Here is a 14,264-nt window from a genome sequence, read left to right as displayed (position 1 = left end):
GTCAAGTTTTGGAACTGGATATTGGTAAGCTCGGGTTTTAAAAATGCGAATCCGGCAATTATGAAGGCTGGCTTGCAGACACACGGTATTTTCACCCGTAACTCCTTATTTATAATGTATAATAATAATCTTCATATTATTTCATTCTTCGATCCTTTTGTCTTTAACTCGATGTTCGAGTTTTTTTTAGTTGACTTTTCAAGAGTACTATTTGCCAAGGCTTTTCATGGTTTTTTAACTTTAAATTGATTCTGAAAGACTTCTCAAAAAAAGCTTGAAATGCCCGTCATTTGGTAATTTTCAAAAGTCAAGAATTAAAAACTTGAACATCGAGTTTAACTATTTTCCGAAAATTCAAGTATTTAGTCACCCACACTAAATGGACTTTTAAATCATGTACCGTATGTGAACCTTTTCGATATGACCTCATACAATTCAGATACTAAAAGTCTTGGACTAAAGTCCATAGTTTTTACTACCGACTGGGACAATAAATCATCTCCCAAGAGAGTCCAATTTATTTTTCTGGAACACTATATAACAACAGGGCCTGGTCCTCCCACTGATTCAGGTTAATGGTCAGGCCCGGGACCTTGAGCCGGTTTTCATAATTCTTGTCTGTTCTCACCACCAGTTTCGGCATGGGACGCGCCATGTAAAGAACAAACTGGGACCCCTGTTTTCCCCATCTGATCCCGTCCGGCTCATCCGGGCTTGAGGGCAGTCCTGCACCATGGGCTGAAAAATATTCCCGGGTCTGGATAATCTCTTTTCCCCGGATTTCATACACGTCAATCACCCGGGTTTTGGATACGGAGTGAATAAAGGAGAGGGAAAACTGCGTCTCAGTTCCCAATGGTACCTGCATCAGCACCTCATTCCCCGGAAAGGTGGCAACAACGAGCTGACCGGCTGCCGCAGCCGGCCCGCAAAAACAGGAGACCAGCAGACGTAAACATACAAGTCTCCCTAAAACAAAACATCTCATTTTAAATCAGCGTCCAGGTTTGGCACAACGCTCCCGTTTGGACAAATCTTACTTACTTAATAAGCCCTTTTTCCCGGTAGTATTTTTCTGCGCCCGGATGAAGGGGAATGGAGACAGACTCAAGGGCCTTTTCAAGGGAGATCTCCTTGCCTTTCACATGAACCTTGGCAAGCGTGTCCGTATTTTCATACAGGGCCTTGACAACATTGTATGCAATGGTGTCGTCCAACTGGTCATGGGTGGACCAGATGGCCCTGACAGCAATGGTTTCCACATCTTCGGCCTGGCCTTTGTAGGTGTTGGCCGGCAGGATAACGCGGACATAATAAGGCTGAACCTTCTGCAGTGCATTGATGGGGTCGCCGGCCAGGGGAAAAATCATAATGTCATGGTGGTTGGCCAGTTCAAGAACAGATGCCGTGGGGGTACCGGCGGTGATCAGGGCGGCATCCAGGTTACCGTCCTTGATCTTTTCAACGGACTGGGAAAAAGAAGAGTAGTCTTCTTTGATGTCGGTTTTGCGGTCCATGCCGTAAACACTTAAAAGGTCTCCCAGCAGCTGCCACTGGCCGGAACCCGGGGAACCCGAGGAGATGGATTTGCCTTTAAAGTCTGTAAACGTTTTAACCCCGGCACTGGCCCTGACAACCAGCTGAACGGTTTCCGGATAAAGAGCGCCCAAGGCACGCAGGTTTTTCAAATTTTTGCCTTCAAACTGTTTGCTGCCTTTATACGCAGCGTCCAGGATATCAGCCGCCACAAATGCGGATTCAATGCCGTTGCGGCTTAAAAGGGTGGCATTGGCCACCGAAGCATTCCCGGTTTCTGCCGTGGCGGACAGTTTTTTGCCGTCAATGACGACCTTGTTGGAGATCAGCTGGGCCAGCACGCCGCCCAGAGGATAATACGTGCCGCCTGTACCGCCGGTGGCAATGCCGAAAAAGATTCTGTCTACCGCTGCAGCCTGGGATGAAAACAGGCAGGTCGCCATAAACAGGGTTGAAACAAACCATGCGATTTTTTTCATAAAACCTTCCTCCTTTTACTTCATATAAAAAACATTTCCCGGGAAAAACCCTGTTTTTAACCCGGAAAACCTAACATCCGGTACACGATGGGGAATGGTATCTGTATTGAAGGCAATACAGTAACACCTTTCCAACCACGGATTCAACCAAGGTTCCTGTTTTTCATAAGAAATGCGCAAACCCAAGGCCGCGGGCATTGCATATTATGCCTGTTTTCTGTTATTCAGGTATCTATGACACAAACGAATTCACCTGTATCGTACAAGCAGCATCAATAACACATGACAACCCAATCATCCTTTGCCCAAAAGTTTACAGATCAGGTGCTTGACACCATCCGGGAACACGACATGGTTGCCCCCGGTCACAGGGTATTGATCGGCGTTTCCGGCGGTCCGGATTCCATAACTCTGGCGCAGGTTTTGACGGATTTAAAAAAAGATCTGGATATCCGTATCAGCCTGGCACATCTGAACCATATGCTTCGGGGCAGCCACGCCTTGGCCGATGAGGCCTTTGTCCGTGAATTTGCCCGGGAACATAACCTTGACCTGGTCGTTGAAACCAAAAATGTAGCAGAACTTGCCAAAACCCAACGGCTTTGTGTTGAAGAGGCCGGCAGAAATGCCAGGTATGATTTTTTTACCCGGATTGCCCGGGAAAAAGGATTTCACCGTATTGCCCTGGGCCATAACCGGGATGACAATATAGAGCAGGTTTTAATGAATCTTATCCGGGGGGCAGGTCCCCGCGGCCTTCGGGGGATTCCGCCGGTCAGGCAGGAAAAATTTATACGCCCCTTGATCCGGATGCCCAGAGCCGATATCCTGGCGTTTCTTGATGAGATAAACCAAGGTTATAGGATTGATGGGTCCAATGAGGACACATCCTACCTTCGCAACCGAATCCGGCATTGTCTGATCCCGTTTCTTGAAACGGAGTTCAATCCCGACATTAAAGCAGGGATAGAGCGCATGTCCGGCATCATCGGACAGGAAGATGATTTTCTGGACCAGATGGCCCGAACCGCCCTGGACAAGGCAACAATTAAAAGGGAAAAAGATCAGATTGATTTGTCCATACAAGCACTTAACACACTTGACCTGGCCCTGGGTGCCCGGGTCATCTGCGCAGCATTGTTATCGGTAAAACAGAATTTAAGACGAATTTCCAACACCCATATCCGGGATATCCTTTACTTTGCAGGCAAAGAAGGAGAATCAGGAAAGAGTCTGGACCTTCCCGGGCAAATTCGGGTATACAGGTACAGGGATCTTCTGCGTATAAAAAAAGAAGAAACAGCGCTGCGGACACTTGGCAGGCATCTTAAGGCCCGCCGGTATCAAAATGGACCACCGGGCGAAAACCCCGGGACATAACCCTTGTATAAAATAAATTTATGTTTATATATATTCACTGGTGTTTTTAGCCGGATTAATCTAAGAGAGGAAAAACATTGAATCAATTTTATAAAAATATCTCCCTTTGGCTGGTGATTGTCCTGATGATGGTCATGCTTTACAATATTTTCAACCAGCAGCAGGGCGGCCAGTCAGACATCGGCTATTCAGAGTTTTTATCCCTTGTGGAAGGCGGCCGGGTTCACAGTGTGGTTATCCAGGGCCGGGATCTGATCATTACAGACACCAGCGGTGCGAAGTTCAGCAGCTATGCCCCGGACGATGCCCAGCTCATCGATACCCTGCGTAAAAGCAAAGTGGCCATCAAGGCCAAGCCGCCGGCTGAATCATCCTGGTTTATGTCCATTATCGTTTCCTGGCTTCCCATGATTGTACTCATCGGGGTCTGGATCTTTTTCATGCGTCAGATGCAGGGCGGCGGCGGCGGGGGCAAAGCCATGTCTTTTGGCAAAAGCCGGGCCAGGCTCATAGATGACAAGGGGGAAAAGGTAACCTTTGCCAATGTCCAGGGCATTGATGAAGCCAAGGAGGAACTCACCGAAGTGGTGGACTTTCTGAAAAACCCAAATAAATATACCCGGCTGGGCGGCCGTATCCCCAAGGGTGTGCTTCTGGTGGGCAATCCCGGTACCGGCAAAACCCTGCTTTCCAGGGCCGTGGCAGGGGAAGCAGGGGTCCCGTTTTTCACCATCTCTGGATCTGATTTTGTTGAAATGTTCGTGGGCGTCGGTGCCTCCCGGGTCCGGGATCTGTTTGCCCAGGGCAAGAAAAACGCCCCGTGTATTATATTCATTGACGAAATTGATGCCGTGGGCCGCCAGCGAGGTGCGGGCCTTGGCGGCGGGCACGATGAACGGGAACAGACCTTGAACCAGCTTTTAGTGGAGATGGACGGATTTGAATCCAATGAAGGGGTTATTCTCATGGCAGCCACCAACCGGGCCGATGTTCTGGATCCGGCACTGCTGCGTCCCGGCCGGTTTGACCGCCAGGTGGTGGTGGACATGCCCGATATCAAAGGTCGTGAAGGCATATTGCGGGTACACATGAAAAGAAGCCCCCTGGCCGATGACGTTAATCCGGGCCTTCTGGCCAAAGGGACGCCCGGTTTTTCCGGCGCAGATCTGGAAAACCTGTGCAATGAGGCCGCCCTTCTGGCAGCCAAGCGCAACCATGAAAAACTGTCCATGCGCGATTTTGAAGATTCCAAGGACAAGGTTTACATGGGGCTTGAAAGAAAATCCAAGGTAATCAAGGAAGAAGAAAAAAAGACCACAGCCTACCACGAGGGGGGTCATGCCCTGGTGGCCCGGTTCCTGCCCAATACGGATACCGTGAATAAAATCACCATCATCCCCAGGGGAAGGGCTGCCGGGGTGACCTGGTTCCTGCCCGAGGAAGGGGATTTCAAATACAAGGACCAGCTGGAAAACGAACTGGCCATTGCCTTTGGGGGCCGTGTGGCAGAAGAGATCATATTCAAACGAATCTCCACCGGGGCGTCCAATGACATAAAGCAGGCCACCAAACTTGCCAACCGCATGATCAGAAGTTTTGGCATGAGTGATGCCCTGGCACCTGTCTCCTATGAAGATCATGATGACAATATCTTCATCGGCAGGGAAATGACCCAGGCCAAAGGTTATTCCGAAGCCACGGCCCAGAAAATAGACGCTGAGGTGGCAGGCCTGATCAGCCGCGCATATAACACGGCCAAAACCATTTTAGAGGAGAATATCGACCTCCTCCATGCCCTGACAGACCTTCTCCTGGAAGAAGAAACCGTTATGGGGCCTGAATTGGATGATCTTATTGAAAGCCTGCGCCCGGAGTTTGATTTCTTCGGACGCCGGAACATCCGGACTGAACCGGAGCCGCCCAAAGAGGAGGCGAACCCGGAACACGATGGGGAGAAAGATGTCAAGGATGACGGCTCCGACAATACAGTGGCAAAAGGCCCTGATCCGAACACGCCGGATTCTGATGCCCGGATTGTTGAGACGACGAATCTGAACCCGCCGGAGGAGTTCAATGCGTCCAAGGACAAAAAAGAGGATAATTAGTTTTCAACAGCCAACATTTACCCGGGGAATTTTTTGACCTCCACAGCCTTTACACTTGAATTTGGCCGCTTTAAACTGGATCTGGGTCCAAGGGCCTGTATCATGGGTATTTTAAACACCACGCCGGATTCCTTTTCAGACGGGGGAAAATACACCAGCCTGGACAAAGCCCTGACCCGGGCCCGGGAGATGGTGGCGGCAGGTGCCCATATCCTGGACATCGGCGGAGAATCCTCCAGGCCGTTTTCCGAACCGGTGAGTGAGCAGGAAGAACTTGACCGGACCATTCCTGTCATTGAGGCCATTGCAAGCCGGATTGAGATTCCCATCTCCATTGATACGGTGAAAGCAAAGGTGGCAAAAGAGGCCCTTGCTGCCGGGGGAGCCATTATCAATGATATCTCTGCCTTTGAAAAAGACCCTGCCATGGTGGATGTGGCCGTGGAAACCGGTGCCTTGGCAGTTCTCATGCACATGAAAGGCACACCAAAAACCATGCAGGTGAACCCAAGCTATGATGATCTTATGGGTGAAATCATCACCTATCTGCAGGAACGGGTTCATTTTGTGCTTAAAAAAGGCATGGCCCCCCAAAATATTATTTTGGATCCGGGCCTGGGGTTTGGCAAAACCGTTGCGCACAACCTTGTGCTGATCAAGGAACTTCACCAGCTCACGGCCCTTGGGTATCCAGTGCTCATGGGGCCGTCCAGAAAATCCTTTATCCAGCGTGTGCTGGGCAATGTTTCGGGGCAAAAGGCCGGGCCCTGGGATGCAGGTACAGAATACGGGACCCTAGCTGCCTGCGCAGCATCCCTGATGAACGGCGCACACATTATCCGGGTTCATGATGTTGAAGCGGTGTGCGCATTCTCACACATCATTGACGCCATCAGGAATGCTTAAGCCCCGGCAGATATCTTCACTTTCCCGCCTGGCTGTGTCGGCCGCGGTGATGGCGATTTTTATTTTTACCGCCTGCACCCAGGAACCTAGGGAAACAAACCTGCTTCTGCCTGTGGATTATGCCAATGTTCCGGATGATATGATTTTGAGCACTTTTCACACAGACAAAATCGAAGTCAGGATAAAATGCAGGCCCAAACACATTGAAAAACTCTCCAGGGAAAGCCTGGTCTATCCCGCAGACATTTATACGGATCTGGCCTTTGACCCGGCGGGCGGCACAGATGCCATTGAACCGGGCCGTTATCTGCTGCCTGTGGATAAAAACCGGCTTCCTTTGGAAAATTCTGTTTCCATTATTAACATCACACCTTTTTATTTAAGCATCCGCCTGGAAAGAAAAGTGACCCGGGTATTCAAGGTGATGGTTCCGTTTATCGGAGAAACGGCCAAGGGCTATATGGCGCTTTCACCGGTGTGTGAACCCGCCACCGTGGCCCTGACCGGTGCACAATCCCTGATCAACCGGATTAAACAGCTCACCACCAAACCCGTGGACCTGAACAATGCCAATGAAGATTTTAAAAAGGAAGTCCCCATTGACCTTGAGCAGCCTGAACTTTTCACCGTAGCCCAGTCCGTTTTTGTGGTGTCCGTGCCGGTTCAGCCGCTTCCAGGAACCCGGACCATTGAACAGATTCCAATAGAACTTAAAAACCCGCCCGGGAAAAAAATCAGCATTGAACCGTCAAGCATTTCCATTGATATTAAAGGTCCCCAGGAAGATTTGAACAACACGTCCCTGACAGACAAAATTTATGCGTTCATGGATCTTGAAGGCCTTAAACCCGGGGTCTATGCCCGGCATGCCTATATTGACGTCCCCATGGAACTGGTCATGACCAATGCCTCACCCCGGGTATTTACCGTTAAAATTGAATAAAGGACAAGGAGAAAACATGCTGCTGGTAATTGATGTGGGCAATACCAATACGGTAATCGGCGTTTATGAAAACGAAGCGTTGAAGCAGGACTGGCGTATCAGAACCATCAGGGAAACCACGGCTGATGAATTCAATATCCTGGCCCGGGCCCTGTTTGCTGACAAGGGCATCCGGTTCACGAACATCACAAAAATCGTTATATCCTCCGTGGTACCGTCCTCGGTGAGGATATTAAATGCTTTCTGCGAACGCTATCTGGATCTTACGCCCGTGTGGATCAATTCGGCATCCGTAAAAAAATTGATGCCCATTCTTTATTCCAACCCCAACGAGGTAGGCGCAGACCGCATTGTCAATGCCGTGGCAGCGTATGAAAAACATAAAAAAGCCCTGATCATCATTGATTTCGGCACAGCCACCACCTTTGACGCCATCTCGGAAAAAGGCGAATACCTTGGCGGCGCCATCTGCCCCGGGGTGATGATCTCATCCGAAGCCCTGTTCCAGAGGGCTTCCCGCCTGCCCCGGGTGGAAATTTTCAAGGCACCGGAACGGGTGATCGGCAATGACACCATTGAAAGCATCAAGTCAGGTATCATTTACGGCAACGCAGCCATGGTGGACGGTATGGTGGACCGGATGAAACAGGAAATGAAGACCACACCCATGATTGTTGCCACGGGCGGACTGGCCCCACTCATTGCCGAGGTATCCAATGCCATTGAATCCGTGGACTTGGCCCTGACCCTGGATGGTCTTAAAATCATCAGCCGGGCATTGTAAAGTCTTATTCAAGGGCCGGGTTTAAGCGGTTTAAAAAACTCAGGATGCCGTGGTAAAAAAGACCTGGGGAGGTTTGGGGGGTGAACAGGTCTGGTTCAGCCGCCTGGCCGTATCTTTGATGGGGCCGTCCTTCATCAGCCTTGCCTGTTCAGGACATGCCTTGATACAGGCGCAGCACAAAATACACCGGGCAGTAATGGTGGCAAATCCGTTTTCCGCATCAATGGCAGATGACGGGCAGACCGTGGCGCAGGTTCCACAGTTTGTGCATGCATCCGTCACCTCAATGAAGTCCGGGGCGCCTTTGCCCATGCCGTCCTTATACGGAAAATTCCCCGGCACCTTTAATGCGGAAATCTTCTTCAACTCATTGATCTCTTTGAGCAGATCCCCGGTATTGTTGCCAAAGTCTGCGGCCATTCTCAGATCGTTTTCATCCGGTCTGTTCATGGCAACGGGAATATCTGCGCTTGCAAAGGCGTGTTCGCCGATAAAGGCAGCCCCGGAAACCGGGATAAATCCGCATACGGATGCAATATCCTTAAGTTCCAGCAGGGCATCGTCATATTCCCTGTTACCGTATACTACGGTGAGTACGGCCGGGGTGTTAGACGCCGTCAGTTTCTTAAAAAAATCAGCCGCATCCGCGGGCAGGCGGCCAGCATACACAGGCGCGCCCAGCAGAACGATATCATTGTCATCAAAGGGTGCAATCACGGTGTCCCTGATTTCCGGACGAGTGAAATTGACGGCGGCTATGGCGGAAGCACTGATATCCAGATTCTGGGCAAGGCCCTGGGTTATGGCCCTAAGCACTGTTTCGGTTGTTTTGGTGGGACTGAAATATACAAGGGTAATTTTTTTCATGCCTGAAACCTCCATTTGTTTCCAATCAATTGCCGAGGTGGTATCGAATGCTATCGTATCCTGGTATTCCCGACAAAGGGTAACACGGCTGCCTTCAATGCCTCCATGTCATCGACGCTTAGAAAATGATCATCCACAGCGGCAAAATCCGGATCCAGCACATCCACGTTCCGGGAACAGGGCTGGAGTACATAGGATGCTGCCCCCCGGATCATTTTGCCGATATTTTTCATGATAGCGGGCGTGACAAACGGCTTTGCGCAAGTGGTTCTGAATTCATAGGCCAGTGCTTTTTTCATGATCAGCGAAATACTTTCCATGACCCGGTCCAGGTGTCCGGGGTTTTTCATCACCATGGGATAGTGGTCTGTATCTGTTTTAATATCCATGGCCAGATAATCCACAAGGCCCTGGTCAAAAAGCGCGTCCAGTATTCTGGGGGCCGTGCCGTTGGTATCCAGCTTGACTTTATAACCCATCTGCCGGACCGTTTGGATAAAATCAATCAGATCCGCCTGAAGGGTGGGTTCTCCGCCGGTAACGGCAACCCCCTCAATCATGCCCCTGCGTTTATCCAGAAAGGTCAGAATCTCTTTCTGGTTCGGGCTGCTCGAACCAGAACCACCGGAACTGCCGCCCCCGTCGGGGCCGGCAGATCCGGCAGCAAGATCCGGATTATGGCAGTAAGGACAGGTGAAGTTGCACCCCCGGGTGAATACCACACAGGCTATGGTCCCCGGAAAATCAATCATGGAGTTCTTTTGAAATCCGCCAATATACATGGAATAATGGCTTTCAAAAAGCTATGATGCGATTTTTGTCGCCACATTCTCGGCGGCATAGGTCTTGCGCATTTTAAATTCCGTCTGCTTGCCGTTGTTCCACTGGCTCACCGGTCGCAGATACCCCACCACCCTGGAGTAGATTTCCGTGTCGGCATTGCAGATTTCGCATGTGGCATGTTCCCCTGCAATATAGCCGTGGGACGGACAGACACTGAATGTGGGCGTCAGGGTGAAATAAGGCAGACGGAAGGTGTTGGACACCTTGGATACCATGTGTTTGACCACCTCAATGTCTGAAACCTCTTCACCCAGAAACAGGTGCTGGACCGTGCCGCCTGTGTATTTGGTCTGCAGTTCATCCTGTAGTTCCAGGGCCTCAAACAAGTCGTCGGTATAGTTCACCGGCAGGTGGGTGGAGTTGGTGTAAAAGGGATCTGAACCATTCTTGAATTCTTCTTCATTGGCGCAGATAATGTGTTTGAATTTCTTTTTATCCAGTTTGGCAAACCGGTAGGTAGTGCCTTCGGCAGGGGTTGCTTCCAGGTTGAATATTTCACCGGTACTTTCCTGCAGGCTTTCGATTTTGCTTCGGATATGATCCATGGCTTTGACGGCAAAGGCCTGGCCCCGGGGTGTGGCAATGCCGCAGTCTATGCCCAGGAAATTGAGGCATGCCTCATTCATGCCAAGGACGCCGATGGTGGAAAAGTGGTTGCGCCAGTAAACGCCGGTATTTTCCTTGATTTGTCGCAAATAGAATTTTGAATAGGGATACAAATCTCCTTCGGTGAATTTTTCAAGAATTTTGCGCTTGATGCCCAAAGATTTTGCACTTAGGTCAATCAGTTTATCCATGCGGCTGAAGAAATCAGCCTCATCCTGGGCAAGGCGCCCGATCCTTGGCAGATTCAGGGTGACAACCCCGATGGAACCGGTCAGGGGGTTTGCGCCGAAAAGCCCGCCGCCACGCTTGCGCAGTTCCCGGTTGTCCAGTCTGAGTCGGCAGCACATGGAGCGTGCATCCTCAGGGTCCATGTCGGAATTGACAAAGTTGGAAAAATAGGGGATGCCGTATTTGCCCGTCATTTTCCAGATATTTTCCAGTTTGGGATTGGACCAGTTGAAATCTGCAGTAATGTTGTAGGTGGGAATGGGGAAAGTGAACACCCTGCCCTTGGCATCGCCTTCCATCATCACCTCTGCAAAGGCTGCATTGACCATGTCCATCTCTTCCTGGAATGCAGCATAGGTTTCTTTCTGGTATTTCCCGCCAATGATGACCGGGGTGTCTTTGAGTGTGGCGGGCACGTTCAGGTCCATGGTGATATTGGTGAAAGGCGTCTGGAAACCCACCCGGGTGGGTATATTGATGTTGAAGACAAATTCCTGCAGCGCCTGTTTGATCTCCTTGTATTCAAGGTCGTCATACCGGACAAAAGGGGCCAGCAACGTATCGAAATTGGACATGGCCTGGGCCCCTGCCGCTTCTCCCTGCAAGGTATAAAAAAAGTTCACGATCTGGCCCAGGGCGCTTCTGAAATGTTTGGGCGGACAGGATTCCACCTTGCCGGCCACGCCTTTGAATCCTTCAAGGAGAAGATCCTGCAGATCCCAGCCCACACAGTATACGGACAGAAGGCTTAAATCATGGATATGGATATCTCCGCTATAATGGGCATCCCTGATGACCGGAGGATAGATTTTATTGAGCCAGTACTCGGCAGTGATATCCGAGGAGATGTAGTTGTTCAGCCCCTGGAGGGAGTAGCTCATGTTCGAGTTTTCCCTGACCTTCCAGTCCATACGGCTGATGTAAGATTCCATGAGGCCGACATTTTCATTGATGGCAATTTTCCGGATCTGGTTGTGCTGTTCCCGGTAGATAATATACGCCTTGGCGGTTTTGTAAAACGGGGAATCCAGAAGTACCCGTTCCACAATATCCTGGATCTCCTCTACCTCGGGAATGGGCCCCAGTTGAAGGTCCCGGGCAAGGGTCAGTGCCCGCATGGTCATTTTTTTGGCGTCCCTGCCGTTGAATTCTCCTGTTGCTTCACCCGCTTTGATCAAAGCATTTGTTATTTTGGAAGAATCAAACGCAGCTACCCGTCCGTCTCTTTTTTTGATCTGTTCAAACATCTGACTACCTCTTGAAATCTGATTGATATTCGCATACTCTGATGAGAACGTAGCCGGGTGGACCCCGGACTACGAATCAGGTTTAACCCAACATATAGTTACGTGTCAAGAAAAAAAACTATATATTGTGTTTTTTTACACGAATCACACAAGAGTGCCATGCAGCTTGACCAGAATCCCTTTTTTAGAAAAACAATAACGCCTTGGTATGATTCCAATTTCTCCTGCTGGGGCCTGATCTGGTCCATGGTGATCGTCTTCTGTTTTTCCGTGGGCGGGGTGATCGTGGCGAATAATGATCCGGTTCTTGTCCCCCATATATGGTTTCCGTTATTGCTGGCAGGACTTTCAGGTTTTGTGGTTGTTAAGGTTTATGTGCGGTTAAACAACAGAATCAACAACGAATAAGCTATCCTAAGATGTTCCCCACCACCTCAAGAAGATGATGAACAATCTGTGCCGTAACCCCCCATATCACCACATCCTTACATGGATAGGTCAGTTCCATGACTCCGGGCCTGGGTCGGCGGCCGGCAAAGCCTTTTTCCAGGTGGGTCTGCCAGAGGGTTTCAAACGGAATTTCAAGCACCCTTGAAATTTCCTGGGTATCAAAAACAATTTCATCTTTCTGGTTCCAGATGCCTGCAAACGCCTGGATATCCCGGTTTTTCAAGGTCTGAAAATGACCCAGCGATCCGATATACTGCACATTATCAGGAATAATGCCTGTTTCTTCATAAAGCTCACGAAAGGCCGCCTGTCTGGCCGAAGCATCTGTCTTTTCCACATGCCCGCCGGGAAAAGCCATCTGGTTGCGCCAGGCATATCCTTCCCGGTCTGCTTTCTGGATAAAGAGCAGGGCAGGTTCCCGGCGGAAAAGAAAGAGCGCCATCACAGATGTGGGCTTAAACAGGTCCGGGGCCGGGGCCGGCGGATGGGAGGCCGAGACAATAGCACAATTAATTTTTTCAATATATGAAGGGATGTTCATGAACCGTCCAAACGCTGGTTTTTCACCCAGGAACTAATAAAAATGCACATTAGTCAAACCTACAATCTTAATCTGCCCTTGTCAAACCGGGTCTTTTTGAATTTTAACTCTTTGTCTTGACAATCAGGTTTTTGCGACAATTATTAGTAAAAATTTTTAATTTTAATTTAACCTGTTAAGTTATAGGAGTTACAATGGCAGAAAAAGAAACCAGACAATTTAAAACCGAAGTCCAGCAGCTTTTGCATCTGATTATCCACTCTCTTTATTCCAACAGAGAGATTTTTATCCGGGAGTTGATTTCAAACGCCTCGGACGCCATTGACAAGGCCAGATTCAAGGAACAGACAGAACCGGATCTGTTTGCCGATGACAATGATTACCATATCCGCCTGGCTGCGGACAAGGAAGCCAAGACCTTCACCATCACGGATAACGGCATCGGCATGACCTTTGACGAGGTCAATGATAACATCGGCACCATTGCCCAGTCCGGTACTGCCGCCTTTATGGAAGCCTTGGCAAAATCAAAAAATGAAACAGGTCTGTCCCCGGAACTCATTGGCCAGTTTGGTGTGGGGTTTTATTCTGCCTTTATCGTGGCAGACAAGGTGCGTCTGGACACCAGAGCCCCGGGCCAGGAAAAGGGTGTACGATGGGAATCCGACGGCAAGGGCGAATATACCCTTGAAGAGATTGACAAGGAAAAACGGGGGACACAAATTACCCTGTTCCTTAAAGACCCGGAAGAGGGGGACCAGGATTTCACCGAAGACTACACCATCCGCCACATCGTTAAGAAGCATTCCGACTTTGTCACCTACCCCATCATCATGAACGTGGAGACCTCCGAGCCCATTCCTGAAAATGAGATCATCAAAGGTGCGGACGGCAAGCCCATCGGGGACACCTATCGGAAAGTCAGAAAAGACGAGACCCTGAACTCCATGAAGGCCATCTGGGCCAAGTCCAAGGAAGATGTTACCCAAGAGGAGCACAAGGAGTTTTATAAACACATTTCCCATAACTGGGATGACCCCTGTGAAATTATTCACAAAAAGTTCGAAGGGGTGACCGAGTATGATGTGCTGATGTATCTTCCCTCCAAGGCCCCCTTTGACATGTTCCGGCCGGAACGTAAACACGGCATGCAGCTTTACTGCAAACGTGTTTTCATCATGGATGACTGCAAGGAGCTTCTGCCCGAGTACCGAGGGTTTGTCCAGGGCATTGTGGATGCACCGGACCTGAATCTTAATGTCAGCCGAGAGATTCTCCAGGATGACCGCCTGGTCAGAAATATCCGCAAAAATCTGGTCAAACAGATTTTCTCCGTACTCGAAGAGATG

At 49.8% G+C, this 14,264-nt stretch carries 13 protein-coding genes; 7 read left to right on the top strand and 6 right to left on the bottom strand.

Annotated elements, in window-relative coordinates:
• Window positions 1-517: 517 nt before the first annotated feature.
• On the bottom strand, window positions 518-988 hold the full coding sequence (locus AB7U36_RS08010; RefSeq protein WP_428159263.1) for a DUF1850 domain-containing protein: 471 nt from the start codon (window positions 986-988) through the stop codon (window positions 518-520).
• 52 nt (window positions 989-1,040) lie between these two features.
• Window positions 1,041-2,015: a TAXI family TRAP transporter solute-binding subunit gene (locus AB7U36_RS08005; protein WP_428159262.1), complete on the bottom strand. Its 975-nt coding sequence runs from the start codon at window positions 2,013-2,015 to the stop codon at window positions 1,041-1,043.
• A 282-nt stretch (window positions 2,016-2,297) separates the two neighbouring features.
• Between AB7U36_RS08005 and tilS the strand changes: the two genes are divergently transcribed.
• The 5 genes from tilS to AB7U36_RS07980 all read left to right on the top strand — a co-directional run bounded on the left by tilS (window position 2,298) and on the right by AB7U36_RS07980 (window position 8,133).
• A complete protein-coding gene (gene tilS / locus AB7U36_RS08000) occupies window positions 2,298-3,395 on the top strand; it encodes a tRNA lysidine(34) synthetase TilS (RefSeq protein ID WP_428159261.1) in 1,098 nt (365 codons plus the stop codon).
• Window positions 3,396-3,472: 77 nt separating this feature from the next.
• Window positions 3,473-5,500, top strand: a complete 2,028-nt coding sequence (ftsH, locus tag AB7U36_RS07995) for an ATP-dependent zinc metalloprotease FtsH (RefSeq protein WP_428159260.1) — start codon at window positions 3,473-3,475, stop codon at window positions 5,498-5,500.
• Between the two features lie 33 nt (window positions 5,501-5,533).
• Window positions 5,534-6,406 carry a dihydropteroate synthase gene (gene folP, locus AB7U36_RS07990; RefSeq protein ID WP_428159259.1) on the top strand — a complete coding sequence of 291 codons (873 nt, stop codon included), beginning with the start codon at window positions 5,534-5,536 and terminating at the stop codon, window positions 6,404-6,406.
• Window positions 6,399-7,349: a CdaR family protein gene (locus AB7U36_RS07985; RefSeq protein WP_428159258.1), complete on the top strand. Its 951-nt coding sequence runs from the start codon at window positions 6,399-6,401 to the stop codon at window positions 7,347-7,349. The genes folP and AB7U36_RS07985 overlap by 8 nt, the downstream gene beginning before the upstream one ends.
• 16 nt (window positions 7,350-7,365) lie before the next feature.
• A complete protein-coding gene (locus AB7U36_RS07980; protein ID WP_428159257.1) occupies window positions 7,366-8,133 on the top strand; it encodes a type III pantothenate kinase in 768 nt (255 codons plus the stop codon).
• 39 nt (window positions 8,134-8,172) lie between these two features.
• Here AB7U36_RS07980 and AB7U36_RS07975 read toward each other — a convergent pair whose 3' ends face one another.
• Genes AB7U36_RS07975 through AB7U36_RS07965 form a run of 3 tightly spaced genes read right to left on the bottom strand, consistent with a single transcriptional unit; the run spans window position 8,173 to window position 11,924 of the window.
• Window positions 8,173-9,000, bottom strand: coding sequence for an EFR1 family ferrodoxin (locus AB7U36_RS07975; protein WP_428159256.1), 828 nt, complete (start codon window positions 8,998-9,000; stop codon window positions 8,173-8,175).
• Window positions 9,001-9,050: 50 nt separating this feature from the next.
• Window positions 9,051-9,782, bottom strand: a complete 732-nt coding sequence (locus tag AB7U36_RS07970; RefSeq protein WP_428159255.1) for an anaerobic ribonucleoside-triphosphate reductase activating protein — start codon at window positions 9,780-9,782, stop codon at window positions 9,051-9,053.
• Window positions 9,783-9,803: 21 nt separating this feature from the next.
• The gene (locus tag AB7U36_RS07965) at window positions 9,804-11,924 is read right to left on the bottom strand and encodes a ribonucleoside triphosphate reductase (RefSeq protein WP_428159254.1); all 2,121 of its coding nucleotides are present in this window, start codon (window positions 11,922-11,924) and stop codon (window positions 9,804-9,806) included.
• A 159-nt stretch (window positions 11,925-12,083) separates the two neighbouring features.
• Between AB7U36_RS07965 and AB7U36_RS07960 the strand changes: the two genes are divergently transcribed.
• A complete protein-coding gene (locus tag AB7U36_RS07960; protein WP_428159253.1) occupies window positions 12,084-12,332 on the top strand; it encodes a hypothetical protein in 249 nt (82 codons plus the stop codon).
• Window position 12,333: 1 nt separating this feature from the next.
• On the opposite strand, the gene AB7U36_RS07955 is transcribed toward AB7U36_RS07960, so the two are convergent.
• Window positions 12,334-12,915 carry an NUDIX hydrolase gene (locus AB7U36_RS07955; protein ID WP_428159252.1) on the bottom strand — a complete coding sequence of 194 codons (582 nt, stop codon included), beginning with the start codon at window positions 12,913-12,915 and terminating at the stop codon, window positions 12,334-12,336.
• A 194-nt stretch (window positions 12,916-13,109) separates the two neighbouring features.
• On the opposite strand from AB7U36_RS07955, the gene htpG reads away from it, so the two are divergent.
• The coding region (gene htpG / locus AB7U36_RS07950; RefSeq protein WP_428159251.1) for a molecular chaperone HtpG at window positions 13,110-14,264 on the top strand (1,155 nt) is incomplete at its 3' end.

The organism is Desulfobacter sp. (genome assembly GCF_050177295.1).
The sequence above is the reverse complement of the archived record's forward strand: the minus strand, read 5'-3'. Positions and strand labels throughout refer to the sequence as shown.